Here is a 23,691-nt window from a genome sequence, read left to right as displayed (position 1 = left end):
TGCGCTCGCATCTCAACCGCCGAGTCGGGACCACGTGGGGGGCCGCTCGTTGCCCGAAATCGCGAAAACGCCGCGGGCCCTGACTGGGCTCCCCCACGATGTGCGGACCATGCGCCTCGCTCCGCTCGTCCGCGTCCTCGCCGCCACCGTCCTGGTGGCGGCGCCGCTCGCCGTGCCCGCCGCAGGCAGTGGAGCGCCGGAGACGCCGACTTCCCGAAGCGGAGCCGAACGGGCGCGCGCCGAGGCGCTGCCGGTCTGGCTGGCACCAGTGGCCCCTCACGCCGAGAACCCGACGAACCCCCTCGCCGGTCGCCTGTGGGGCGTCTACCGCGGACCGCAGGACCAGGTCTGGCGGCCGTTCACCCGCTCGACCGGGGCCACTCGCGAGGCGCTAGCGACCATCGCCGACCGTCCACGCACCAAGTGGTACGGCTCGTTCGTCCCCGACCGCAAGATCCGCTCCACCGTCACCAGCTATCTCGCGTCCGCGCAGGCGGGCAACCCCGAGACCCTCGCCCAGACCGCGGTCTTCCGGATGAAGCCGTGGGAGGGAGAGGCGTGCCGGCGCGCGACCACGCCGGCCGAGGCCGCGAGCTACCGCACGTGGATCTCCGAGCTCGCCGCCGGCATCGGCAGCGCGCACATGCTCGTGGTGATGCAGCCCGACGGCCCCTTCCTGCTCTGCGCCCCGGACCGCGCAGCGAAGTCCGCGCTGCTCACGTGGGCCACCCAGACGCTGAGCGCCCTGCCGAACACCAGCGTCTACATCGACGCAGGCGCAGCCGACTGGTGCGAGAACGGCACGGCACAGGAGTCGTACCGCTGCGCGGAGATCCTGAAGCTCTCCGGCATCCAGTACGCCCGCGGCTTCGCCCTCGACTCCACGCACTACAACGGTCCCGTCGAGAACATCGACCGTGGCGCCGAGATCCTCGAGCTGCTCCAGGCCGCGGGATACGGCGAGAAGCACTTCATCGTCGACACCGCGAAGTCCGGGCGCCCCACCCGCTGGCCCGACATGGTCCCCGCGTCGAAGAAGGACGTGCGCAACAACGCCCGCACCTGCACCACCCGGACCATGAAGCGGTGCGTGACCCTTGGCATCCCGCCGACGCCGCGCCCGGCCGACCCCCAGTGGGGCCTGCCCGAGCCCCAACGCACGATCGCCGCGCAGTACGTCGACGGCTTCGTGTGGTTCGGCCGGCCCTGGCTCTACAACCAGGCCGACCCCTTCGTCGCCAGCCGGGCGCTCGACATGGCCCGCAGCACGCCCTGGACCGCCACCGGTCCTCGCTGAGCGCTCAGGTCCGTGTCCGAGCACGGGTGAGAACCGTGCCTGCCGCGGCCATCCGGTGCGGTGAGGGCTCCGAACAACACGCATGCCCCTGTCGCTTCTGCGCGCCCTCGACGAGGTCCAGCAGGCACCGTTCGTGGTGGACGTGCTGCGCAGCTCGGACCACCTTGCCGCCGCTGCCGCCAGCGCAGGACCGGAGTCGGTGGCGCTGCTCGCCTCGACGATCCACGAGCCCGATGAGCTGACCGCGGTGGCGGCCGTGCACGCCCTCGCCAAGGTGTTCGACGACGGGGCCGACGCCGTGCTGTCGGAGCTCTTGTCGCACCCGCGACCGTTCCTGCGGGAGCACGCGAGCTGGGCGCTCGGCAGCCGGCTGCCGCGCCTGGACGCGATCGGCAGGCTGGTCGGGGTCGTCGCGGGCGGTGGCTTCTCCGGGGTCCTCGCCCAGCGGACCCTCGCGGGGTGGGCCGTCTCGGCACCGGACCAGATCGCACCGGTCGTCGAGGGTGCGCTCGCCGCGACGACCAGCGCCGCCGTGCGCGCCAGGCTGGTCGAGACCCTCGGCCTGGTGCCGGGTCCGATCGCCAGCCGCGCACTGCTCGAGGTGGCTGCCGCGACCGGTGAGCACCCGACGGCGCGGGCCGCTGCCGTCGCCGCGCTCGGCGACCGCCCGACCGACCCCGCCGCAGTGGCGCTGGTGCGCGACCTGCGCGCGACGGACGACGACCTCGGGACCGTCGCCAGGCTGGCCGCCGTCGACCTGGGGATCGACTCCGTGGAGCCTGCCGGTGCCGCACCCGGCCTGACGGTGGCCCAGCTCTTCCTCCACGCCGACATCGACCGGGACCTCAGTCGCGCGGGCGCCGGCGACAACGGCGGCGTCGCCACGCTCCTCGTCCGGCTCGGCGACGCGCTGGCTGCAGAGCCTGGAGTCGGTCGGGTGCTGACCCTCTCTCGAGGCACCCCCCGCGCCGCCGTGGCAGCGCTCTCCCCCGACGAGGGTCACCTGCTGACCCCGGTGCCCCTGCTGACCGAGGCGACGTCTGCTGCGCAGGCGTGGCCGTCGCGCGTCGCCGCGGGACGCGGGATCCGCCGCGTGCTGCGCACGCACCGGGTCGACGTGCTCCACCTGCGGATGGCGGAGGTGGGCAGCCTCGCCGCGGCCGAGGTGGCCCGCGAGCTGGGCATCCCCGTGGTCTTCACGCTCGCACCCGACCCGCACGCCGTGATCCACGCCCTCGACATGACCGGCGGCCTCCACCGGGGCAACTTCGGCTCCGAGGACGAGCGCGAGCACTACTGGTTCCGTGCCCGTCTGGTGCAGCGACTGGCCGCGGACGCCGCCCACATCGTCCTCTTCCCCCGTCCGCGGCTCCAGGACGACATGCGTGACCTGCTCGGTCTCGACGTCACCGCGCAGCCCGACCGCTTCACCGTCGTGCCCGAGGGCGTCGACCTCCGGGTGAGCGCCGCGGCCGCGGCCGAGCTCGAACGGCCAGGGCTCCCCGGCCCCGCGCTGGCCGAGCTCGACGAGCTCGTCGCCACGCTGCCCGAGCACCGGAGAGGGCTGCCGCTCGTGATCAGCGTGGGCCGCCTGCACCGCGTCAAGGGGATGGCGACCCTGGTCGAGGCATGGGCCGGCGACGCCGAGCTGCGCGAGGGGAGCAACCTGCTCATCGTCGGCGGCGACATGGCCGATCCCTCAGCGGACGAGCGCGAGCAGCTCGACCTGATCGGCGAGGTCCTCGCACAGTGCCCCGGGGCCGCGGAGGGCGTGCTGATGCCCGGCCATCGTCCCAACGACGTGGTGTCGGTCTGGCTGGCGGCCGCGCGGACGGGCCGACCGGGCGGCAACGGCCCTGCCGGGATCTACGTGTGCAGCAGCCTCAAGGAGGAGTTCGGCCTCGCGCTGCTGGAGGCTCTCGCCTCGGGGCTGGTCGTGGTGGGCCCCTCGGCGGGCGGACCGGCCACCTACATCGAGCACGGGGTGACCGGGGTTCTCGTCGACACCCGTTGTCCGGCCGAGCTGGCCGAGGCGATGAGGGCCGCGTCCGACCTCGCCAACGCTCCGGACCAGGACGAGCGGATCGACCGGGCCGTGGCCCGGGTCCGTGCCGACTTCACCGTGCAGACCATGGCCGAGCGGTTGGGCGCGATCTACGCCGGCGCGGCACGCACGGCGGGTCGCTCGTGACACGGTTGCCCGCATGACCCTGCTGGTGATCAGCCCCGACTACGCCTCACACCTGCTGCCGTTGGCGACGCTGGCAGCGGCCTGGCAGGACGCCGGCGAGTCCGTGGTGGTGGCGACCGGCCCGGCGACGGCCGACATCGTGGCCGACTTCGGCTTCCGCCGCGCCGAGCTGGTGCTCGGCAGGGGCTCGAACCCCGGCGTCATCCGGGCCGAGCAGCAGCCTCCCGGCGAGGACGAGGCGCTGCGTGGCTTCTTCGCCGCCACCCGCCACGGCATGGTGGCGACCTTGCGCTACCAGGCCGAGGCCCGGCGCAACGACCTGCTCTGGGAGCCGGTCGACCGGGCGCGGGCCGTCCTGGACGTCGTCGACCGGGTGCAGCCCGACCAGGTGATCGTCGACCACCTGGCGTTCAGCGCCCGCCTCGGCCTGGCGGCCGCTGGTGTCCCCCACGCCGACGTCGTGCTGGGTCACCCCACCGCGCTCCCGGTCGGCGACGAGGTCTACGGCTACCCGCCGGCCTGGCCCGCCGCACTCACCCCGTCGACGCCCGAGCTCGCGGCACTCCACCGACTGTGCCGCGACGTCCGGGACGACTTCACCGCGGAGTGGAACGCCGCGCTGCACGTCCTGGCCCCCGGCGCCACGCCATCGACGGACGCGTTCGCCGAGCACGGCGACCTGCTCCTGCTCAACTACCCGGCTGCCCTCCACGACCCCGCTCGTACGACGCTGCTGCCGCCTCACGCGTTCCTCGGGTCGGCCGTGCGGGACGAGCCCGCTGGGGACGACGTCCAGGACTGGCTCGCCGCCGACGACGCCCCCGTGGTCTACGTCAGCTTCGGCAGCTTCCTCTCCGCGCGCGGGGACGTGCTGGCCACGGTGCTCGACGCGCTCCGACCGCTCGGCCTGCGCGTCGCGGTGGCGACCGGTTCCGCCACCGGCCTGCCGGACGTCCCCTCGAGCTGGCTGCTCCGTCCCTTCCTGCCGCAGGTGGCGCTGCTGGAACGGTCCGCCCTGCTGGTCACCCACGGGGGCAACAACAGCGTCACCGAGTCGCTGACCGCCGGCGTGCCGATGGTCCTGCTGCCGTTCTCCACCGACCAGTTCGCGGGGGCCGCCGCGGTCGAGGCCGCCGGGCTGGGAACGGCGCTCGACCCCAACACCGCCACCTCCGCCGATCTCACGTCCGCGGCGCGCGCCGTGCTCGAGGGCCCCGCCCCGCACCTGGCCCGGTCGATCGGCGACGGACTGCGGCGGGCACCGGGCCGCGACGTCGCCCGGGCAGCCCTGCGCGGCTGATCGGCGTACGGCCCGGGACGTACGACAGCCGCCCCGACGGGTGTCGGGACGGCTGTCGTCAAGAGGGCTGCGCGCGAGTGGAGCTGCGGGGAATCGAACCCCGGTCCTCGAGCGTCGATCCAGGTCTTCTCCGGGTGCAGTCAGTGATGTCGCTTTTCTCGGCCCCGGCGCTCGCACAGACACGTCGCCGACAGGCCCAGTCAGGATTGAGTCCCGGTCACCCCTCCTGACAGAGAGTGACCAGCAAGTCTCCTAGATGAGGCCTGGGTCCGGGACGGAGACGGATGCCCGGTCAGACCCTTCGGTCACTGCTCAGGCAGCGAGAGCGAAGTCGTTGCGCTCAGAATTGGCAACTATAGGTTTCCAGCGATCGTTTACGAGATGACGCTGGCTTCTCGACCCGCTTCCCCTGGAACTAACGTCCCAAGTCGAAACCGATCAGCCCCTCTTGTGTTTTCAATGGTGGTGCGTGACCACTCTACGCGGCACAACCGACGTCCGCCGCACGCTATTCCAACGTATGCAGCGGCTCGGCCTGCCACTCGCCGTCGTCGAGCCGCCACAGCTCGCGGTCGTTGCCCTCGGCGAGCCCGGCGGGGACCTGGTGGTCGTACGCCAGGCCGCCCCCGTCCACGGCGTCGCGGTGGCGCGTCCACGACGCGCGGTAGTCGCGCTCGACCTCGGCCCGCTGCTCGGCGGTCGCGTCCTTCGGGAAGACCATGGCCTCCCACGGCACCTCGATGTCGGCCGTGGTCTCCTCCCCCTCCGGCGTGAGGACGAAGATGCGCTCGTTGGTCATCCGATGTCCCGCTCGGACCAGGAGCCCGCCGTCGTCCTGCCAGCGGAAGCGCACCGACCAGCCGCTGCCCTTCACGTGCCCGTCGGTCCGGGAGGCGACGGCGGCGTCGGGCAGGAACAACCCCCAGTGCGCGAAGTACGCGGCGAAGGCGTCCTGCTGCGCGGTCGTCTGCGACCCGGCTCCGTCGCCGTCGTGGTCGTCGCCGGGAGGCGGCACCGCCTCGTGCAGCCGTACGCGGGTGATGCGGTGGCCGTCGACCTCCACGACCTCGAGCGGCCGGTCCTCGACCATGACCAGGTCGCCGACATCCGCCATCCGCGCCAGGCGGTGGAGGACGTAGCCCGCGACCGTCTCGTAGGGCCCGTCCTCGAGCTCGACGCCCGTCCGCTCGCCGAACTCCTCGATGGTCAGGCCGGCATCGACCGTCTTGGGATCGGCGTTGGCCGCGACCTCGGCGTCGCGGTCGTACTCGTCGTGGATCTCACCGACGAGCTCCTCCATCAGGTCCTCGAGGGTGACGATCCCGTCGGTGCCGCCGTACTCGTCGACGACCAGGGCGATGTGTGCGCCGAGGCTGCGGAGCTGGTCGATCGACGGCAGCACGCGGTTGGTGCGCGGCAGCACGGGCAGGTCGCGGGCGAGGTCGGCGACCGTGTGGCCCTCGTCGTCGGCGCGGCCGAGGACGTCGCGCAGGTGGAGGTAGCCGAGGACCTCGTCGAAGGACTCCCCCGTGACCGGGTAGCGGGTGTAGGGCTGCTCGACGATCACGGCCACGGCCGCCGCGAGCGTCAGGTCGCCGCTGAGGAAGACGACGTCGCCGCGTGGCTTCATCACCTCGCTGAGCGAGCGGTCGCCCGCCTCGAAGACGTCGTCGACGATCTTGCGCTCGCCCGCGGGGATGTCCTCGTGGCCGGAGATCATCATCCGCAGCTCCTCCTCGTCGACCTCGTCGCCGGCGGCGTCGGGGTTGCCGCCGAGCAGGCGGACGAGCAGGTTGGTGGAGAGCGAGAGCAGCCAGATGACCGGCGTCATCACCCGTGCGAATCCGCCCAGCGGGGGTGCGAACAGCTTGGCGACGCCGACCGAGCGCTGCAGCGCGAGCCGCTTGGGCACGAGCTCGCCGAGCACGAGGGAGAGGTACGACACCACCAGGGTCGTGACGATGAGCGACACCGTGTCGGGGGACGGGGCGCCCAGCGACTCGAAGGCGGGTGCGAAGGACGGGGCGAGCGTCGAGGCACCGAAGGCGGCCGAGAAGAAGCCGGCGACCGTGACGCCGATCTGCACTGCGGACAGGAACCGGTTGGGGTCCCGCGCGAGCGAGGCGACCGCGTGACCGCGACCGCCCTGGCTCTCGAGGCGGTCCACCTGGCCGGAGCGCAGCGAGACCAGCGCGATCTCGGTCGCCGCGAACACACCGCCTACGATGATGAAGCCGAGGACGAGAAGGACGTCGATCCAGGTTCCGGACACCGCCACAACCTAGCGACCGGCCGGTGGCGCTGGCAGACGGGAAAGCTCAGCCCGCAGCGACGAGCGCGGCGCCCACGGCGGCGACCGGGTAGTGCAGCGGCACCATGCTGAGCCGGTCGGCCAGGCCGAGCGAGGCGAGGAAGGCCGAGCCCTCCCCCAGCGCCCGGAGCTGGAGAACGACCTGCTCGTGCAACGGTTCGCCGACCTCGCTGACCCCGCCGCCGAGCACGATCCGCTCGGGGTCGATGGTCAGGCAGAGCGCCCGGACGGCGTTGGCCACGCCCCAGCAGAACCGGTCACGCACCGCGACGGCCTTGACGTCGCCTGCGGCGGCCGCGGCGAAGAGGTCGGCAGCCGGCGGACCGTCCGGCGTCGGCCACGCCTCGGCGAGCGCACGACCGGACGCGATCGTCTCGAGGCACCCCACCTGTCCGCAGCCGCACACGGCACCGCTCGGGTCGACCGGCAGGTGCCCGATCTCCCCGGCCGCTCCGTGCTCGCCGCGGCGCAGCCGCCCGTCCAGCACGAGGCCGGCGGCCAGTCCGGTGCCGACGCTCAGGTAGACCACGTCGTCCGCGTCGACGAGCGCCCGAGCGGCGAGCGTCGCGGCGTTGACGTCGTTCTCCAGCAGCACCGGCACGCCGAGCCGCTCGGCCAGGAGGTCGCGCAGGGGCAGGTCGTCGCCGTTGACGTCGAGGTTCACCGCATGCCGCAGCGTCCCGCGCGCGACGTCGACGAGGCCGGGCACGCCGACCCCGACCGGACCGGTCAGGTGTCCTTGCCCACCGACCTCGCGCCCCAACGCCGCGAAGACCCGCGCCGCCGTGTCGACCACGCCGTCGGCGCCGGGCCGGGTCGACTTCCGCACCTGCGCGAGGATCGAGCCGTCGTCGGCCAGGACGACGCCGTGGGTCTTGGTGCCGCCGATGTCGAGGCCGACCGCCCGCGTGCCTGCGGTCACCGCGCCCACCCTGCCTCTCGCAACAGCTCCGTCACCGCGACCACGCCCGGACCGGACGAGCCGCGTGTGCTGATCCTTGCAAGCCCCACGTCACACGTCCCCGGCCAGCCCCACTCGACGACCACGGCCGCGCGGCCGTCGGCCGCGATCGAGCGGAGGAGGTCGAGCAGGTCGGGCCGCCGGTGCGCGTCGCGCACCTGCACGACGAGGGGTACGCCGTCCGCGACCGCAGCGCGCAGCCCGGTGGCCGACGGGTCGACCCGGTGGTCGGGCTCGAGCCCCCACGCCACCGCACCGACCGCGATGTTGGCCACCGTCTCGACGCTGACGACCAGCGCTCCGGTGAGGTCGGGAAGGTCACCGTCGACCGCCAGGGCCGCAGACGAGGCCCCGACCTGGCGGCGCTGGTCGGGCTCGCTCCGCTCGGCACCGGTCACGGTCATCGACCGCACCCGGCCTGCGGCCTCGGCAAGCCGGGCGGCGACCAGCCGGCCGTCGTGGACCGCCGCCACGATCGCGTCCCGGATCTCCGCCACCAGCGACGCGGGCTTGTCCGGCCCGATGCAGAGGAGGTCGCAGCCGGCGGCCAGGGCGCGTACGGCGGCCTCGGGCAGGCCGGTCGCCGCGGAGGCGCCGGCCATGTCGAGGGCGTCGCTGACGATCACGCCGTCGAACCGCAGGTGCTCTCGGAGCAGGCCGAGCACGGTCGGGCTCAGGGTCGCCGGGCGGTCGGGGTCGAGCGACGGCACCACGATGTGCGAGGTCATCACCGCAGCCACCCCCGCTTCGATGGCAGCCGTGAACGGGACCAGCTCGCGCGCGGCCAGCGTCTCGGCGTCCACGTCGATCCTCGGGAGGGCGAGGTGGCTGTCGGTGGCGGTGTCGCCGTGCCCCGGAAAGTGCTTCGCGCAGGCCGCGACACCGGTCGACTGCAGCCCGCGGGTCCACGCGGCGGTGTGGGCGGCCACGTGTGAGGCGTCGGCACCGAAGCTGCGGGTGCCGATGACCGGGTTGTCGGGATTGCTGTTGACGTCGGCGTCCGGGGCGAGGTCGAGGGTGACGCCGACGGCGGCGAGCTCGGTGCCGACCCAGCGTCCGACGTCCTCGGTGAGCGCGACGTCGTCGACGGCGCCGAGGGCCGCAGCGCCGAGCACCGGGCTCGGCTCGCGGGTGTGCAGGCGGCTGACGTCGCCTCCCTCCTCGTCGACCGCGATCACCGCGTGCGGGTTGGCTCTCGTGATGGCCGCGCTCAGCTCGGCCAGGGCCTGAGTGCCGTCGGCCGTGTTGCTGCCGAAGTAGCAGACCCCGCCGAGGCCCTGCTCGAGCAGCGTGCGGTAGTCGTCGGGCAGCGTCGTGCCGGAGAAGCCCGGCAGGAGCACCTGCAGCGCGAACGTGCGGACGTCGGTGCCCTCGATCATCGGCTCATCCCTTCACGGCGCCGGTGGTCAGTCCGCTGACCATCCGCCCCTGGACGACGAGGAAGAAGATGATCACGGGCACGGCGATGAGCGTGGAGCCGGCCATGATCCCGCCCCAGTCGGTGCCGCGGTTGACGTCGGTGAAGGTCGAGAGCCAGAGCGGCAGGGTGCGCTGGTCCTCGCGCGTCATCACGACCAGTGCGAGGGTGAACTCGTTCCACGCCTGGATGAAGCCGAACACCCCGGTCGCCACCAGGCCGGGCGCGAGCAGCGGGAGGGTCACCCGGAAGAACGCCTGGACGCGGGTGCAGCCGTCCATCATCGCCGCCTCCTCCAGCTCGTAGGGGACGCCGGCGACGAAGCCCCGCAGGGTCCAGATCGTGAAGGGCAGCACGCTGGCGACGTACACGAGCGTCAGGCCGACCACCGTGTTGAGCAGCTCCGCCGCCTCGAGCATCTTGTACTGGGAGATGAAGAGTCCCTCGACCGGGATCATCTGGATCAGCAGCAGGGTGACGATGAACGACATCCGGCCGCGGAAGCGGAAGCGCGACACCGCGACCGCGGCGACGAACGCGAAGGCCAGCGCGACCACGACCGTCAGGCCGGTCACCATCAGGCTGACGCGGAGCGCGTTGACGAACTGGTCCGTCGCGAAGACGGTGCGGAAGTTGTCGAGGTCGCCACCGAACGGCACCCACGTCGGCACCGGGTTGCGGATCTCGTTGCGGTCGAGGAAGGAGCTGTTGACCATCCAGTAGACCGGGAACGCGGCGACCAGGAAGGCGAGGATGCCGATCGTGTTGGCGGCGGCGCGCAGCGGCGCAGGGGTCGGTCGGCTCATGACTCCGCCTCCTGCCGGAGCATCGTCCGGACGTAGGGCGCAGTGAGGACGACGGTCAGCACGAGCATGAACATCGCCACCGCGGCGGACATCCCGAACTCGCCACCGCCGATGCCGAGCCGGTAGATGTAGGTGCCGAGCAGGTTGGTGTCGCGGGCGCTGCCGCCGGCCTCCTGCAGCAGGAAGATCTGGGTGAAGACGCGCAGGTCCCAGATGACCTGCAGCAGCCCGACGACCAGCAGCACCGGACGGATCGTCGGCACCACGACGTGGCGGAACCGCGACCGCGCGCCGGCGCCGTCGATCTCGGCCGCCTCGAGCATCTCCTCGGGCAGCTGCGTCAGCGCGGCGTACACCGTGAACGCCACGAACGGCACGCTCATCCAGACCACGATGACCGTGGCGACGAAGAAGAACGACAGCGGTCGCAGCAGCCAGGGGTGACCGGCGTAGTCGAGTCCGAGCCCGGTGAGCAGGTAGTTCACGACGCCGTACTGCGTGTCGAAGAGCCACTGCCAGACCGTCAGCGACGCGACCACCGGCATCGCCCAGGCCAGCAGCAGCCCGGTCTGCACGAGGAGTCGTACGCCGCGCGCCATGTGGCGCATCAGCAGCGCGAGCCCGACACCGACCAGCATCGTCACCGCCGCGTTCACCAGGCAGAAGAGGATCGTGCGGAGGGTGACCCGCCAGAGGTAGCCGTCGCCGACGAGGTCGCGGTAGTTCTGCAGTCCGACCCACTCCGGCGGACGGCCGAACTGCTGCGCGAGCCCGAAGTCCTGGAACGACAGCACGACCTGTCGCACCAGCGGGTAGCCCAGCGCCAGCGCCAGGGCGAGCAGCGCGGGGAGCACGAGGGCGTACGGCAGCGGGGTGCTGCGGCGGGTGTCGGTCGTGCCGCTCATGCTTGGTCCTCTCGTGCTCGGTCGGGCTGCGCTTGATTGTGGCGTGCGGGCAGGCAGCGGCGGGGGCAGCGACTCGCGCCGCCCCCGCCTCTGCAGGTCGTGCTGGTGCCGGTCAGCCGTTGAGCTGGCTGGCCATCTGCTCGTCGGCCTTGGTCGCGAGCTCCTGGACGTCACCGCCCTGGGCGATGGCGCTGAAGAGGTCCTCCAGGACGCGCGAGCCCTCGACGTTGGCCCAGCCCGGCGCCGCCGGCGTGAGCTTGGCGTTGGACGCAGCCTCCTGCGTCGCGGCGGCGTACTCGTCGTCACCGAGCAGGGACGCCAGGGACGTGCGGGCGGGCGTGAGCCCGGCGCCGGCCATGATCGTCTGGTAGTCCTCGCTGAGCATCAGCGCGACGGCCTCCTCGGCGAGGTCCTGGTTGGCCGACTTCGCGGCGACCGCGATGTCGGAGCCACCGAGCAGCACCGGTGCGGGCGAGCCGTCGGCGCCGGGCATCGCGAAGACGCCGACCTCCTTGGCGAAGCCGTCGGGGCAACCGGCCTCCGGGTCCTCGAGCAGACCCTTGACCCAGCCGGGCGTCGACATCATGCCGACCTCGCCGGCGCAGAACGGCGTCCACGGGTCGGCCTCGTTGCCGTCCTTGGGAGCACCCGAAGCCTGCATGAAGAGCTCCTGCGCGGTCTCGAGGCCTGCTACGGACTCGGGCGAGGAGAGCGCACCGGTCCACTCGCCGCCGTCGTCGGTGGCGAGGTCACCGCCCGCTGCCCAGACGAAGGCCGCACCGTTGCGCCAGTCCTGGCCGGGGAACCAGAAGCCCGAGAAGTTCGCCGGCTTGGGGTTCTCCTCCTTCAGCGTGATCGCGGCCTGCACGAACTCGTCGAGCGTCGTAGGCACCTCGAGGCCCGCCTTCTCGAAGAGGTCCTTGCGGTAGAAGATGTACTTCGAGCCGGCGTAGTAGGGGACGGCGTACGTCTCCCCGTCGACCGTGGCGCCCTCGACGAACCCGGGCAGCAGGTCGTCGCCCCCGAGGTCGTCGAGCTCGTCGGTGAGCGGCGAGAACGCGCCGGCCGAGGTGAAGGTCGGCGCCTGGGTGTTGCCGATCTCGACCACGTCGGGGGTCTCGGACTCGCTCGACAGGGCGGTCGTGAGCTTCTCGACCAGGCCGTCCCACTCCTGCTGCTCGATCGTCAGCGTGGAGCCGGGGTTCTGGTCCTCGAAGGTCTCCTTCAGCCAGTCGCGGGCCTCCTGCGGGGTGTCCGTGCCGTTGAGCCAGACGCGGATGTCGGCCGACTCGGGACCGCCGTCCCCGCCGTCGGACCCTCCGTCGTCGTCGCTCCCGCAGGCGGCCAACGTGGTCAGCGCGAGCGCTGCGACGGCCACACCGGTCAGTGACTTCTTGATCTTCACCACAGTGTTCCTCTCATCGGTGGGTGTCAGGGCGCTCACGAGACGCCCAGCTCTCCGGCGAGCACGAGCACGGCCGCTCCCACGACCACGACGTCCTCGCCGAGCTTGGAGGTGCGGACGGCCAGCCCCGTGGAGCTGATCGGCATCGTCCGCTCGCGGATGGTCCGGTTGGCTGCGTCGAGCAGCGGTCCGTCGAGCAGCTCCGCGGGGCCGCTCAGCACGATCTCGTGCAGGTTGAGGGCGGCGACGATGGGTGCGAGCACCTCACCGAGCTGCCGGCCGACGTCGGCCAGGGCGGCCGGACCGTCGACACCGGGGGCGGCGACCGTACGCCGCAGCCGCGGGGCCGCCAGGACCGTCTCCAGGCAACCGGTGCGCGAGCACGCGCAGCGCTCGCCGTCGGGGTCGACCACGACGTGCCCGATCTCGCCCGCGGCACCGAGGTGGCCGTGGAGGAGCGAGCCGCCGAGCACGAAGCCGGCTCCGACACCGGTGCCGACCCGCAGCACCATCAGCCCGCCGTCGCCGGACTCGCCGAAGGTGTGCTCGCCGAGCACCGCGGTGTTGGCGTCGTTGGCGACGAAGACCGGGAGGTCGAGGGCCGCGGCCAGCCGGGCCGCGAGGGGGGTGTCGGTCCACGCGAGGTTGGGGGCGTCGATGACCGTGCCGGCCGTGTCGACGACACCCGGGCTGCCGACGCCGATGCCGAGCACCGGCCGATCGGTCATCGCGATCAGCTCGGTGGCGAGCCGGAGCACGAGCTCGACTGCCTGCTCCCCCTCGGCGCCGTCCACGTGGACCTCGTGGCGGGCCAGGACGGTGCCGGCGAGGTTGACCACCGCGCCCGACATCGAGTCGGTCTCGGACAGGTCGAGTCCGATGATGTGGTGCGAGTCGGCGGCGAGGCCGACGAGCATCGGCGGCTTGCCGACCCGCGAACCCTCCGGCGCGCCGAGCTCGGTGACCAGGCCCTCGGCGACCATCTCGCCGACCAGGTCGGACACGGTGACGCGGGTCAGGGCGCTCGCCCGGGCGAGGTCCGCGCGGCTCGCCGGTCCGTCGCGGAACAGCTGCTGGAGCAGCAGCGAGCGGTGGTGGCGGCGGGCGTCCTCCTGGAGGAGCTTGCCCTGCGGTCGCAATGGGCGGCCGACCGGTGTGTGCGGGGTCACATTAGTTAGTTCACCGCACTTACTTATCCGGTGTCAAGCACCTGGTGGGCTCGATGTGCCATTGACCTGGCCCGCCGAGCGGTGGTCCAGCCACCTTCCCGCCACCCCGAACGTGGGTGGGCCACCGCTGCCGGGCGCGTCGACGTACGACACGCGCACAGGCGGTGGTGGAGCCACACTCCAAGCACCCCGAATGTGGGTGGACCACCGCTCCGCAGAGGGTCAGCCGAGGAGCGCGAGCGTGTTGTCCCAGCACACCGCGCGCAGCCACTCCTCCCCCAGGCCCAGCCGGGCGAGCGCGTCGAGCTGGTCGCCGTAGGGGTAGGGGATGTTCGGGAAGTCGCTGCCGAGGTGGACCCTCCCGGCCAGCCCGAGGTCGCGCAATCGCGGCAGCAGCTCGGGCGGGTAGGCGCCGCCCATCTCGTCGAAGAACGGCGTGAAGGCCATCGTCGTGTCCAGCGCCACCCGCTCGTGGGTCTCGGCCAGCCCGAGGAACTCGGCGTACTCCGGTGCACCCGCGTGGGCGATCATCAACCGCAGCCGCGGATGCCGGCGCAGCAGGGCGGCGACCGGCTCGGGGCCGGTGTGCTCGGTCGGGACGGGACCGCTCCCGGCGTGCAGCACCACGGGCGTCCCGGCCTCCGCGACGACGCCCCACGCCTCGTCGAGCAGCGGGTCGGTGACGGTGAACGCGCCGACCTGCACGTGCACCTTCCAGACCTCGACCGACTCCGTGCGGGAGGTGACGTACGCCGTCACGCCGGGCTCGGGGAAGAACGTGCCGCACACCGCCGCCTCGGGCACCCGCTCTGCGAAGCCGGCCGCCCAGTCGTTGAGGAACTCGGCCATGTCGGGCTTGTGCGCGTAGGGCAGCGCGGTGAAGCGGCGGACGCCGAACGAGCGCAGCGTCTCGACCAGGACGTCGTCCTCGCCGCGGTAGCGCAGCGGCCACGCGCGGCCGATCAGCGGGCCGGCGGCGTCGAACTGCGCGCGCACCTTGGCCATCACCCGCGGCGGCAGGAAGTGGGTGTGCAGGTCCTGCAGGCCGGGAAGGCCGAGGGCGTCGGTGAAGGCGCGGACGTGACCTTCAGTCACGGTGGCCCTTCAACCGGCGCTGCACCGCCTCGACCTTCTCGCGGTTGGCGTCACGCTCGGCCAGGGTGTGGCGCTTGTCGTAGGACTTCTTGCCCTTGGCGAGGGCGATCTCGACCTTCGCGCGGCCGTCCTTGAAGTAGAGCGCGAGCGGGATGATCGTGTAGCCCTTGTCGGTGATCTTGCGCTCGATCTTGTCGATCTCGGCACGGTTGAGCAGCATCTTGCGACGCCGGCGGGCGGCGTGGTTGGTCCACGTGCCCTGGCTGTACTCGGGGATGTGCACGCCGAGCAGCCACGCCTCGCCGCTGTCGATCTCGGCGAAGCCGTCGACGAGGGACGCGCGACCCATCCGCAGGGACTTCACCTCGGTCCCCATCAGGACGAGCCCGGCCTCCCACGTGTCCTCGATGTGGTAGTCGTGGCGCGCCTTCTTGTTCTGCGCGACCATCTTCTGGCCCTGCTCCTTCGCCATGGGGACAGTCTCTCAGGCGATGTCCAACGGGTTGGCGGGTGCCGGCAGTGCCGCCAGTGCCGTCTCCGCGATCCCGAGGAGGTCGTCGGTGCCGCCGCCGTCGCGGGCGCAGCCGGACATCCCGCGCAGGACGGCCAGGAGGAAGGTGGCGAGCCGATCGGTGTCCGTCCCGGCTGCGAGCTCGCCGTCGCGGACCCCGTCGGCAAGCCGGTCCCCGAGTCGTCGACGGACGACCTCGCGCTGGGCCGCGAGCCGGGGCTCGGTCAGCATCAGGCACCCGGCAGGAGTGGCCGGGTCGGTGTGGGCCCGTGCGGTGTCCTCCAGCACCCGGGCGACGGCCTCGCGCACGGTCGGCAGGGCCGTCGCGACCTCGATCCCCTCGCAGGTGCGTTGGAAGTACGCCTCCGACGCTTCCTCGAACAGGCGCTGCTTGTCGCCGAACGCCGCATAGAGGCTGGGCGGCGTCACCCCCATGGCAGCGGTCAGCGTCGCGACGGAGGTCTCCTCGTAGCCAGCCCGCCAGAACTCCTCGACAGCAACCGCCAGCGCTGCGTCGCGATCGAAGCTCCGCGGTCGTCCGGCCATGGCCACGAGCATACCGTATCGATCACTACAGAATGTGCTACCGTTCCGGCCGTCAATCAATAGTGATCGCTACAGAATGGAACACCATGGACCTCAGGGATGCAGTCGTGCTCGTCACCGGAGCGAACCGCGGCATCGGCGCCGAGTTCGTCGAGCAGCTCAGGAAGCGGGGAGCGGCCAAGATCTACGCCGCCTCACGCAGCGCGGGCTCGATCGACGCAACGGGGGTGCACCCGCTCGAGCTCGACATCACCGACGCCCGCCAGGTCGCGGCAGCGGCCGCCGCCGCGGGCGACGTGCAGGTGCTCATCAACAACGCCGGCATCTCCACGGGCACCCCGCTCGTCGCGGGGGACGAGGCGTCGATCCGCCGGGAGATGGACACGAACTTCTACGGCCCCCTGCTCATGACCCGCGCGTTCGCCCCGATCCTGAGGTCCAACGGCGGCGGCGCCGTCCTCAACGTCATCTCGGCACTGTCGTGGTTCAGCACCCCGAGCGCGGGGGCGTACGCCGCGTCGAAGGCGGCTGCCTGGTCGCTGACCGACAGCACGAGGCTCGAGCTCGCCGCACAGGGGACGCACGTGGTCGGCGTGCACATGGGCCTGGTCGACACCGATATGGCGCGGGGCGTCGACGCGCCGAAGATCACACCGGCCGACCTGGCGAGCGCCGGCCTCGACGCCCTCGACTCAGGTGCGCAGGAGGTGCTCGCCGACGACTGGGCGACATTCGTGAAGTCCGGGCTCGGCCTCGACCCGCAGGAGCGCTACGGGAGGATCTTCGCCGCCCTGGGCGGTTGAGCGATCAGAACCAGTTCATCGGGTCGACGGCCTGGCCGTTGGCCATGACCGTGAAGTGCAGGTGGCAGCCCGTGGACCAGCCGGTGTCGCCCATGTATCCGATCACCTGGCCCTCCGTGACCTGGTCGCCGACGCCGACGGTGTAGCCGCTGGCGTGGTTGTAGATCGTGGCGATGCCCTTGCCCCCGAGCAGGCCGTGGTCGACGACCAGCCGGTTGCCGTAGACCGAGCTCGAGTACGACGCGACCACCCGTCCCGGCGCGGACGCGCGGAGCGGGGTGCCGCAGCCGCCTCCCCCGAAGTCGATGCCGTCGTGGAGGCCCCAGTACTTGTAGATCGGGTGCGTGCGGTAGCCGAAGGGCGAGGTGACGTAGCCGTCGACGGGCATGGCCAACAGGCCGGTCGACGGACCGCCGGGGGCCGACCTGGCCTGGGCCCGGGCGAGCGCGCGGGCGCGGGCACGAGCGGCGCGCTTGCGCAGCATCTCCTCGATCCGGTCCTGCTGCTTCATGTGCTTGCGGAGCTTGACGAGGTCCTTGGCCCGCGCCTTGCGCGCGTCGACCCGCGCGTCACGACGCTCGACCACGAGGGCGACCACGGAGTCCTTGGCCGCCTGCTGCTCGGTCGCGAGCTCCTGCATCACCTGGAGGTGCTCGGCCGCCGCCTCGCGCTGCTCGGCGACGTCGTCGCGCGCCTCGGTGACCTGGTCCTCCGTCACCTCGAGCAGCACCTCGGCGGCCTTGAGCTGGTCGTACGCCCTCGCCTCCTGGCCGACGATCACGTCACGCACGCCATCGCGGCGGGTGAGGTCCTCGGCCGACACCGCGTCGAGCATCGAGGAGAACGCGATCAGGTCGGGGTCGCCCTCGGCGTACATGTCGGCGATCGTGTTCGCGACCCGGTGTCGCTGCGTCTCACGGTCGGCCTGGCCCTGGGTGAGCGCGACCTCCGCCTCGGCGAGGTCGGCCTCGGCCTGCGCCAGCTCCACCTGCATCTCGGCGTCGCGCTCCTGCGCCACCTCCACCTTGCCGCGCGCCGTGGCGAGGCGGGTCTTGGCGACCGACAGCTGCTCGTGCGCGGCCTCGAGCCGGGCGGCCGCCTTGCGCAGCTGGGAGCTGGAGGCGTCGAGGTCCGCGCGGGCACCCTTGACCTGGCGATCGATCTGGCGCTGCTTGTCCTTGAGGTCGTCGGCGTGCGCCGCGGAGACGCCCAACGCCATGACCACGACGAGCCCTGCGGCCATGCGGGATTGAGCGGTACGGGGGAAGGAACGCACCGGGAAGCCTTTGTTCGTTCGGGGAAGAGAACAAGGCAGACGCTAACCCCCGCGGATCAGACTTTGAGGTATTTGCGCGTCAGCACGAGTGTCGGGAGGAGGGTGAGCAACGGACCCAGGACTCCGACGGCGAGCAGAGCGAGTCCGAACTCGTCCCAGCCGATCCACGGGATGAACTTCAACGTGTCGTCCCCGCGGCCCTCGATGCCGAACTGCTGCACCGCCGCGAGCGCTCCCCCGGCGAGCACGACGCCGATGATCGCGGTCACCAGCGCCTCGAGGAGGAAGGGCAGCGCGATGTAGAGGGTGGAGGCGCCGACCAGCCGCATGATGCCGATCTCCTTGCGCCGCGCGAACGCCGCGAGGCGGATCGTGTTGGCGACCAGCAGCAGGGCTGCGAAGACCAGGACGGCGGCGGTCACGAGGGCCACCCACTGCAACATGCTCAGCGCGCCGAGGATCGGGGCGATGACCTTGCGCATGTCCTGCACCCGCGAGACGCCGTCGAGCCCCTGGACCGCGCTGGTGATGCCTTCGAACTGCTCGGGGTCCTCGAGGGTGATCCAGATGGTCTGCGGCATGTCCTCGGCGGTGATGGCCGGGTTGTCGCCGGAGAACAGCTCCTCGCCGTAGAGCTCCTTGGCCTTGTCGAGCGCGGTCTCGCTGGACTCGAAGTGGTAGTCGGCGACCTCGGGGTTGTCCCTCACGACCGCCTCGATGTCGGTCTTCTGCGCGTCGGTCACCGAGCTCGGGCAGACCGGGTTGCTGTCGCCGTTGCGGCACAGGAAGACCGTGATCTGGAGCTGGTTGCCCCACTGCTCGGCCGCCTTGGTCGCCTGCTGCTGGAAGAGCACGCCCATGCCGACGAGGGTGAGCGACACGAACAGCGTCAGGATCACCGCGAGGTGCATGGACAGGTTGCGCCGCAGGCCCTGGCCGAGCTCGGAGTAGACGTAACGAAGCTGCATGGAGGAGGGGCTCTCGATCTGTGGGGGTGGTCGATCTGGGTGGGCTCAGACCCGGTCAGACTTGATGGCCGTAGACGCCCTGCGCCTGGTCGCGTACGACGTGGCCGTTCTCGAGCTCGATGACGCGCTTGCGCATCTGGTCGACGATGCTCGAGTCGTGGGTGGCCATCACCACGGTCGTGCCCGTGCGGTTGATCCGGTCGAGGAGCTTCATGATGCCGACCGACGTGGTCGGGTCGAGGTTTCCGGTCGGCTCGTCGGCGATGAGGATCATCGGGCGGTTCACGAACGCGCGGGCCACGGCGACGCGCTGCTGCTCGCCACCGGAGAGCTCGTCGGGCATCCGGTCGCCCTTGCCGGTGAGACCCACCAGCTCGAGGGTCTCAGGGACGACGTCCTTGATCTCCTTGCGCGACTTGCCGATGACCTGGAGCGTGAAGGCGACGTTCTCGGTGACCGTCTTGTTGGGCAGCAGGCGGAAGTCTTGGAAGACGGTGCCGATGTCGCGGCGCAGCCGCGGGACCTTCCAGCTGGCCAGCCGGTTGATCTCCTTGCCGGCGACGTAGACCCGCCCCGTGGTGGGGCGGTACTCCCGCAGCACCAGCCGCAGGAAGGTCGACTTGCCGGACCCCGACGAGCCGACGAGGAAGACGAACTCGCCCTTCTCGACGTCGACCGAGATGTTGTCGAGCGCCGGGTGGGGGTGGCCGGGATAGGTCTTGGTGACCTTCTCGAAGCGAATCACGCATCGAGGCTACGTGAGGGGTGCACGAGTTCCCGAAACGCAAAGCGGGGCGTGCAACCGGGTCGGGGGCCACGGCGTGTTGGGTGGTGACAGCGAACGACGAGGGGATCTGCATGCGTGACGGGGCCGAGGGCGACTTCGCGGACTTCTACTCCGCGACGTGGCCGAGGACGCTGGCCGTGGTGTACGCCCTCACGGGCGACCGCGGCACCGCCGAGGAGGTCGCCCAGGAGGCCTACGTCAAGGCGTGGTCGCACTGGAACAAGGTCTCGCGCTACGACCAGCCCTCAGCCTGGGTGCGCCAGGTCGCGACCCGCCTCGCCGTGAGCCGGTGGCGGCGCAGCCGGGTCGCGGCCACGTGGCTCTCGCGGCAACGCGACCACGAGACCGCTCCCCCGCCCGACGAGACGACGACCGCGCTCGTCCGGGCGCTGCAGGAGATCCCTGAGGCGCAGCGCCGGGCGATCGTCCTGCACCACCTCGCCGACCTCACGGTCGCCGAGGTCGCCCGTATCGAGCGCTGCCCGGTCGGGACCGTCAAGGCCCGCCTCTCCCGCGGCCGCACCGCCCTCGCAGCACTCCTCTCGGACCAACCGGCAGACGAGCCGAACGGAGCTCCCACCCATGTCTGACCTCGACCAGCTCGACCGCGCGTTCGAGTCGCTCACCCGCGACCTCGCCCACACCCACGGCCCCGGGGCTGCCGCAGCGATGGCGACCGCCCGCGCCAGGCGGCGTACGAAGGTGGGTGCCGTCGCGCTCGCCACGGCCCTCGTCGTCGGTGGCGGGCTCACCGTGCCGCGGCTGCTGTTCCCCGCGGATGGGTTGGCGGCCCGCGGCGGTGAGGCCAGGTTCGACGCCGTCCACCTCGAGGACGCAACTTCAGGCTGGACGTCCGGGTGGGAGGACTGGCAGCAGTACTCCCCCAAGGGAGGCGGGAGCTTCTCCCCGCCCGAGTGCTCCAGCATGGCCGACCCGTTCGCCGACACCGGACCAGCTCCCACCTTCGGCGGCAGCTCCCTCTTCGTCGGTGACGAGCTCTCCAACGGCCGGTTCGCCCTGGCACGCTACGCCGACGCCGCCAGCGCCGCGACGGCCCAGACGAAGGCCTACCCCGCGCCCGACACGTGCGGCACCACCACGACGTACGACGTGGACGGCGTCGAGGTCCGGCACGACTCCATGCCCAACCAGGACCCGGCCGACACCGGGAGCTGGCTCGGCGACATCTGGAGCGCCCGGATCGGGGCCGAGCGTGCCGAGTTCCAGGTGTACGGCCGGGCCGGGGTGGCCGACCCGGCGTCGGCGGAGCGGGTGGCGCAGCTCCTGGTCGCGGGCCTGCGCGACGGGTGGACGCAGTCTGGGATGGACGAGGTCCCTCGAGTGCCACCGGGCAACGGCAAGGGACCGCTCCCGGAGTGGACCGGCATCGACCTCGAGGGGGCGCTTGCCGGCTGGAGGTCACCGACCAAGCGCGCGGCGACCACCTCACCGAACCTGCTGTGCCTCGATGACCACCTCAACGGCCCGACCAGCGCAACCAGCGCCGCAGGTGGATCGCCCCATGGACTCTCCTACCGGATCGCGGGGTACGACGAGCCGGACGGCGGCACCGCCAACGTCGAGGTCGTGCTCGACGAGCTGCGCGCCTGCACCTCCACCGAGGTGACCATCGAGACCCTGCCCAACGGCGTGCACGTGGCGACGTACGACACGGGCGGCCCCGAGCCCGAGAACGCGATCTGGCTCGCCGCCAACGGTGACCGCGCGGGCATGGTCGCGGTCGAGCGGGCCGATCGACCGCTTCCGGAGAGCGCCCGCCAGGACGTCGCCGACGCGCTCCACGAGATCCTGCACCTGCGCTGGGAGTAGAGCAGCGCTGACGTCATGAGAATCTCCGGTTCGGACCGGGGATTCCCATGACGTCCGGTCAGGCGTCGACCTTGTCGGCGCCCCGGCGCCAGCGGATGCCGGCCTCCATGAAGTCGTCGAGGTCTCCGTCGAAGACCGCGCTGGGGTTGCCGGACTCGTGGCCGGTCCGCAGGTCCTTGACGACCTGATAGGGGTTGAGGACGTAGTTGCGCATCTGGTCGCCCCAGCTGGCCTGCACGTCGCCCTTGAGGTCCTTCTTCAGCGCGGCCTCCTCGGCCTTCTTGCGGGCGAGGAGCTTGGCCTTGAGCACGACCATCGCGGACGCCTTGTTCTGCAGCTGCGACTTCTCGTTCTGGCAGGACACGACGATGCCGGTGGGGATGTGGGTGAGCCGGACCGCCGAATCGGTCGTGTTCACCGACTGGCCGCCGGGACCGCCGGAGCGGAAGACGTCGGTGCGGATCTCGTTCTCGTCGACCTCGATCTCGTCGGTCTGCTCGAGCATCGGCACCACCTCGACGGCGGCGAACGACGTCTGGCGCCGGCCCTGGTTGTCGAACGGACTGATCCGCACCAGGCGGTGGGTGCCGGCCTCGACGGAGAGCGTGCCGTAGGCGTAGGGCGCGTGGATCGCGAACTCGGCGGACTTGATGCCCGCCTCCTCGGCGTAGGACACCTCGTAGACCTCGACGCCGTACTTGTGCTGCTCGGCCCAGCGCGTGTACATCCGCATGAGCATCTCGGCGAAGTCGGCGGCGTCGACGCCACCAGCGCCCGAGCGGATCGTCACGATCGCCTCGCGCTCGTCGTACTCACCGGCGAGGAGCGTGCGGATCTCGAGGGACTCCACCGACTTCTTGATCCGGTTGAGCTCACGCTCGGAGTCGGCGAGCGAGTCGGCGTCGCCCTCTTCCTGGGCCATCTCGACCATCAGGCCGAGGTCCTCGATGCGGCTCTCGAGACCGGTGTACCGGTCGAGCTCGCCCTGCAGCGCGGAGAGACGCCCGGTGATGCGCGTGGCGCTGTCGACGTCGTCCCAGAGGTCCGGCGCGGCGACCTGCTCGCTCAGGTCGGCGATCTCACCGCGCATCCGGTCGATGTTGAGCACCGAGCCGATGGTCCCCATCGTCGCCTGGAGTGTCTTGATCTCTGCGTCGTAGTCGATGCCTGCCACAAGAGCCCACACTACGACCCACGCGGTCGCGGAGCGAAAGCAACGGCGAGCACGCCCGGGCCTGTGATTCCCGGTCGTGCCCGCCGTCGCGGAGCGAGTGCTCGAGGTCAGCGGGTGCAGAGCACCTCGGGCGTGGCCACGGCAGCGGTCGCAGCCGGGGTCGCGGTGGTGCTGGCATCGAGCTTGAGCCGGAAGACGCCGGTCAGGTCGAGCTCCTCGTCGGCGACGATCGTGCCGACCGCGAGCGAGTGGACGGCGAGCTGCTTGCCGTCGGCGGTGACGGTGACGGCACCGCTCGAGCCGCTCAGCGAGGAGTCGGTGAGGGCGTACGACGCGCGCATCGCGGTGCACTTGCGACCGAGGGTGAACTCGGCGGAGGCCGCGGTGCCCGGGGTGGTGGTCGCGAGGCTGGCCTTGTAGTACTCGGTGCCGATGGTCACGCCCTGGCCCGTGAACCCGGTGCCACCGAAGGTGCGGTAGCCGAGCTTCTCCCAGCGGTAGACCTCGACGGCCACGGGCTGGCTGAAGCCCTTCTTGATCCCCTTCGACCCGGGCTTGAGGACGCGATACTCACGCGAGCCCGGGGTGGTCGGCTTGTCCTTGAGCTTGTAGGTGCCGTTGGCCTTGATCGTGGCCTTGCCGGTCTGGACCCAGCGCTTCTTGTTGCCCACGCGCTGCTGCAGGATCACCTTCTCGCCGCGGGCCTTGGGGCTGACGCGGCCGCGCAGCTTGACGGTGTCCTCCTTCGCTACGGCGACGTCGATGTTGGCCGTCGCGGTCACGGAGTAGGCGCGAGCCTTGGCGGGTGCGGCCTGTGCAGCCGGCGCGGTCAGCGCCAGCGAGGAGGCGGCGACGGCCGCGGTGGCGGCCAGTGCGGTGATGCGGTTCATGAGTTTCCCCGTCGTGTGTAGCGGTGGCCCGGAAGGGCCTGTCGCGAGG

Annotated in this window: 21 protein-coding genes and 1 other RNA gene; 6 read left to right on the top strand and 16 right to left on the bottom strand. The window is 71.6% G+C overall.

What is annotated here, in order from left to right; all coding sequences use genetic code 11:
* Positions 1 to 109 precede the first annotated feature (109 nt).
* The 3 genes from EUA06_RS19625 (at position 110) to EUA06_RS19615 (ending at position 4,788) form a co-directional block, all read left to right on the top strand.
* A complete protein-coding gene (locus EUA06_RS19625) occupies positions 110 to 1,297 on the top strand; it encodes a glycoside hydrolase family 6 protein (protein WP_165354461.1) in 1,188 nt (395 codons plus the stop codon).
* Positions 1,298 to 1,379: 82 nt separating this feature from the next.
* Positions 1,380 to 3,488 carry a glycosyltransferase gene (locus EUA06_RS19620; RefSeq protein ID WP_129478948.1) on the top strand — a complete coding sequence of 703 codons (2,109 nt, stop codon included), beginning with the start codon at positions 1,380 to 1,382 and terminating at the stop codon, positions 3,486 to 3,488.
* Positions 3,489 to 3,501: 13 nt separating this feature from the next.
* On the top strand, positions 3,502 to 4,788 hold the full coding sequence (locus EUA06_RS19615; protein ID WP_129478946.1) for a nucleotide disphospho-sugar-binding domain-containing protein: 1,287 nt from the start codon (positions 3,502 to 3,504) through the stop codon (positions 4,786 to 4,788).
* A gap of 75 nt (positions 4,789 to 4,863) precedes the next feature.
* Here the strand turns inward: EUA06_RS19615 and ssrA are convergent.
* The 11 genes from ssrA to EUA06_RS19560 all read right to left on the bottom strand — a co-directional run bounded on the left by ssrA (position 4,864) and on the right by EUA06_RS19560 (position 15,914).
* Positions 4,864 to 5,234: a transfer-messenger RNA gene (ssrA, locus tag EUA06_RS19610) on the bottom strand.
* 62 nt (positions 5,235 to 5,296) lie between these two features.
* Complete coding sequence (locus EUA06_RS19605) at positions 5,297 to 7,060, bottom strand: hemolysin family protein (RefSeq protein ID WP_207208452.1); 1,764 nt, start codon at positions 7,058 to 7,060, stop codon at positions 5,297 to 5,299.
* 46 nt (positions 7,061 to 7,106) lie between these two features.
* Positions 7,107 to 8,021: an ROK family protein gene (locus EUA06_RS19600; protein WP_242498265.1), complete on the bottom strand. Its 915-nt coding sequence runs from the start codon at positions 8,019 to 8,021 to the stop codon at positions 7,107 to 7,109.
* Positions 8,018 to 9,439, bottom strand: coding sequence for a glycoside hydrolase family 3 protein (locus EUA06_RS19595; RefSeq protein ID WP_129478942.1), 1,422 nt, complete (start codon positions 9,437 to 9,439; stop codon positions 8,018 to 8,020). Before EUA06_RS19595 ends, EUA06_RS19600 begins: the two co-directional genes overlap by 4 nt.
* 4 nt (positions 9,440 to 9,443) lie before the next feature.
* The gene (locus tag EUA06_RS19590; protein ID WP_129478941.1) at positions 9,444 to 10,283 is read right to left on the bottom strand and encodes a carbohydrate ABC transporter permease; all 840 of its coding nucleotides are present in this window, start codon (positions 10,281 to 10,283) and stop codon (positions 9,444 to 9,446) included.
* Complete coding sequence (locus EUA06_RS19585) at positions 10,280 to 11,188, bottom strand: carbohydrate ABC transporter permease (protein WP_129478939.1); 909 nt, start codon at positions 11,186 to 11,188, stop codon at positions 10,280 to 10,282. The genes EUA06_RS19590 and EUA06_RS19585 overlap by 4 nt, the downstream gene beginning before the upstream one ends.
* Positions 11,189 to 11,300: 112 nt before the next feature.
* Positions 11,301 to 12,593: an extracellular solute-binding protein gene (locus EUA06_RS19580; protein ID WP_207208451.1), complete on the bottom strand. Its 1,293-nt coding sequence runs from the start codon at positions 12,591 to 12,593 to the stop codon at positions 11,301 to 11,303.
* A 35-nt stretch (positions 12,594 to 12,628) separates the two neighbouring features.
* Positions 12,629 to 13,762, bottom strand: coding sequence for an ROK family transcriptional regulator (locus EUA06_RS19575; RefSeq protein WP_129478937.1), 1,134 nt, complete (start codon positions 13,760 to 13,762; stop codon positions 12,629 to 12,631).
* Between the two features lie 222 nt (positions 13,763 to 13,984).
* A complete protein-coding gene (locus tag EUA06_RS19570) occupies positions 13,985 to 14,857 on the bottom strand; it encodes an amidohydrolase family protein (protein WP_129478935.1) in 873 nt (290 codons plus the stop codon).
* Positions 14,850 to 15,329: an SsrA-binding protein SmpB gene (gene smpB / locus EUA06_RS19565; protein ID WP_129478933.1), complete on the bottom strand. Its 480-nt coding sequence runs from the start codon at positions 15,327 to 15,329 to the stop codon at positions 14,850 to 14,852. Before smpB ends, EUA06_RS19570 begins: the two co-directional genes overlap by 8 nt.
* Before the next feature lie 12 nt (positions 15,330 to 15,341).
* Complete coding sequence (locus EUA06_RS19560) at positions 15,342 to 15,914, bottom strand: TetR/AcrR family transcriptional regulator (protein WP_207208450.1); 573 nt, start codon at positions 15,912 to 15,914, stop codon at positions 15,342 to 15,344.
* 86 nt (positions 15,915 to 16,000) lie between these two features.
* On the opposite strand from EUA06_RS19560, the gene EUA06_RS19555 reads away from it, so the two are divergent.
* Positions 16,001 to 16,717: an SDR family oxidoreductase gene (locus EUA06_RS19555; protein WP_129478930.1), complete on the top strand. Its 717-nt coding sequence runs from the start codon at positions 16,001 to 16,003 to the stop codon at positions 16,715 to 16,717.
* A gap of 4 nt (positions 16,718 to 16,721) precedes the next feature.
* Here the strand turns inward: EUA06_RS19555 and EUA06_RS19550 are convergent, their stop codons facing one another.
* The 3 genes from EUA06_RS19550 to ftsE form a co-directional block, all read right to left on the bottom strand.
* The gene (locus tag EUA06_RS19550; RefSeq protein WP_129478929.1) at positions 16,722 to 17,960 is read right to left on the bottom strand and encodes a murein hydrolase activator EnvC family protein; all 1,239 of its coding nucleotides are present in this window, start codon (positions 17,958 to 17,960) and stop codon (positions 16,722 to 16,724) included.
* A gap of 89 nt (positions 17,961 to 18,049) precedes the next feature.
* A complete protein-coding gene (ftsX, locus tag EUA06_RS19545; RefSeq protein WP_129478927.1) occupies positions 18,050 to 18,961 on the bottom strand; it encodes a permease-like cell division protein FtsX in 912 nt (303 codons plus the stop codon).
* A gap of 55 nt (positions 18,962 to 19,016) precedes the next feature.
* Positions 19,017 to 19,706 (bottom strand): cell division ATP-binding protein FtsE, encoded by a 690-nt coding sequence (gene ftsE / locus EUA06_RS19540; protein ID WP_129478925.1) that lies wholly within the window; start codon positions 19,704 to 19,706, stop codon positions 19,017 to 19,019.
* 113 nt (positions 19,707 to 19,819) lie between these two features.
* On the opposite strand from ftsE, the gene EUA06_RS19535 reads away from it, so the two are divergent.
* Both EUA06_RS19535 and EUA06_RS19530 read left to right on the top strand, forming a co-directional pair.
* Entirely contained in the window at positions 19,820 to 20,338 is a 519-nt protein-coding gene (locus EUA06_RS19535; protein WP_129478923.1) for a SigE family RNA polymerase sigma factor, read from the top strand.
* Complete coding sequence (locus tag EUA06_RS19530; protein WP_129478921.1) at positions 20,331 to 21,578, top strand: hypothetical protein; 1,248 nt, start codon at positions 20,331 to 20,333, stop codon at positions 21,576 to 21,578. The genes EUA06_RS19535 and EUA06_RS19530 overlap by 8 nt, the downstream gene beginning before the upstream one ends.
* A gap of 58 nt (positions 21,579 to 21,636) precedes the next feature.
* Here the strand turns inward: EUA06_RS19530 and prfB are convergent, their stop codons facing one another.
* Together prfB and EUA06_RS19520 are read right to left on the bottom strand one after the other, a co-directional pair.
* Positions 21,637 to 22,752, bottom strand: a complete 1,116-nt coding sequence (gene prfB, locus EUA06_RS19525) for a peptide chain release factor 2 (protein ID WP_129478919.1) — start codon at positions 22,750 to 22,752, stop codon at positions 21,637 to 21,639.
* A gap of 107 nt (positions 22,753 to 22,859) precedes the next feature.
* Positions 22,860 to 23,642, bottom strand: coding sequence for a hypothetical protein (locus EUA06_RS19520; RefSeq protein ID WP_129478917.1), 783 nt, complete (start codon positions 23,640 to 23,642; stop codon positions 22,860 to 22,862).
* Between the last annotated feature and the right edge of the window lie 49 nt (positions 23,643 to 23,691).

This window comes from Nocardioides glacieisoli (assembly GCF_004137245.1).
Classification (GTDB): domain Bacteria; phylum Actinomycetota; class Actinomycetes; order Propionibacteriales; family Nocardioidaceae; genus Nocardioides; species Nocardioides glacieisoli.
Note: the sequence above shows the minus strand (reverse complement) of the source record. Positions and strands in the feature narration are given on the sequence as shown.

What these genes read in the sequence shown, in the direction of transcription:
- EUA06_RS19520 (WP_129478917.1), bottom strand. Translation starts at nt 23,642, where the DNA reads ATGAACCGCATCACCGCACTGGCCGCCACCGCGGCCGTCGCCGCCTCC.
- smpB (WP_129478933.1), bottom strand. Translation starts at nt 15,329, where the DNA reads ATGGCGAAGGAGCAGGGCCAGAAGATGGTCGCGCAGAACAAGAAGGCG.
- EUA06_RS19585 (WP_129478939.1), bottom strand. Translation starts at nt 11,188, where the DNA reads ATGAGCGGCACGACCGACACCCGCCGCAGCACCCCGCTGCCGTACGCC.
- EUA06_RS19535 (WP_129478923.1), top strand. Translation starts at nt 19,820, where the DNA reads ATGCGTGACGGGGCCGAGGGCGACTTCGCGGACTTCTACTCCGCGACG.
- EUA06_RS19625 (WP_165354461.1), top strand. Translation starts at nt 110, where the DNA reads ATGCGCCTCGCTCCGCTCGTCCGCGTCCTCGCCGCCACCGTCCTGGTG.
- EUA06_RS19620 (WP_129478948.1), top strand. Translation starts at nt 1,380, where the DNA reads ATGCCCCTGTCGCTTCTGCGCGCCCTCGACGAGGTCCAGCAGGCACCG.
- EUA06_RS19590 (WP_129478941.1), bottom strand. Translation starts at nt 10,283, where the DNA reads ATGAGCCGACCGACCCCTGCGCCGCTGCGCGCCGCCGCCAACACGATC.
- ftsX (WP_129478927.1), bottom strand. Translation starts at nt 18,961, where the DNA reads ATGCAGCTTCGTTACGTCTACTCCGAGCTCGGCCAGGGCCTGCGGCGC.
- EUA06_RS19595 (WP_129478942.1), bottom strand. Translation starts at nt 9,439, where the DNA reads ATGATCGAGGGCACCGACGTCCGCACGTTCGCGCTGCAGGTGCTCCTG.
- EUA06_RS19615 (WP_129478946.1), top strand. Translation starts at nt 3,502, where the DNA reads ATGACCCTGCTGGTGATCAGCCCCGACTACGCCTCACACCTGCTGCCG.
- EUA06_RS19555 (WP_129478930.1), top strand. Translation starts at nt 16,001, where the DNA reads ATGGACCTCAGGGATGCAGTCGTGCTCGTCACCGGAGCGAACCGCGGC.
- EUA06_RS19560 (WP_207208450.1), bottom strand. Translation starts at nt 15,914, where the DNA reads ATGGCCGGACGACCGCGGAGCTTCGATCGCGACGCAGCGCTGGCGGTT.
- EUA06_RS19530 (WP_129478921.1), top strand. Translation starts at nt 20,331, where the DNA reads ATGTCTGACCTCGACCAGCTCGACCGCGCGTTCGAGTCGCTCACCCGC.
- EUA06_RS19550 (WP_129478929.1), bottom strand. Translation starts at nt 17,960, where the DNA reads ATGGCCGCAGGGCTCGTCGTGGTCATGGCGTTGGGCGTCTCCGCGGCG.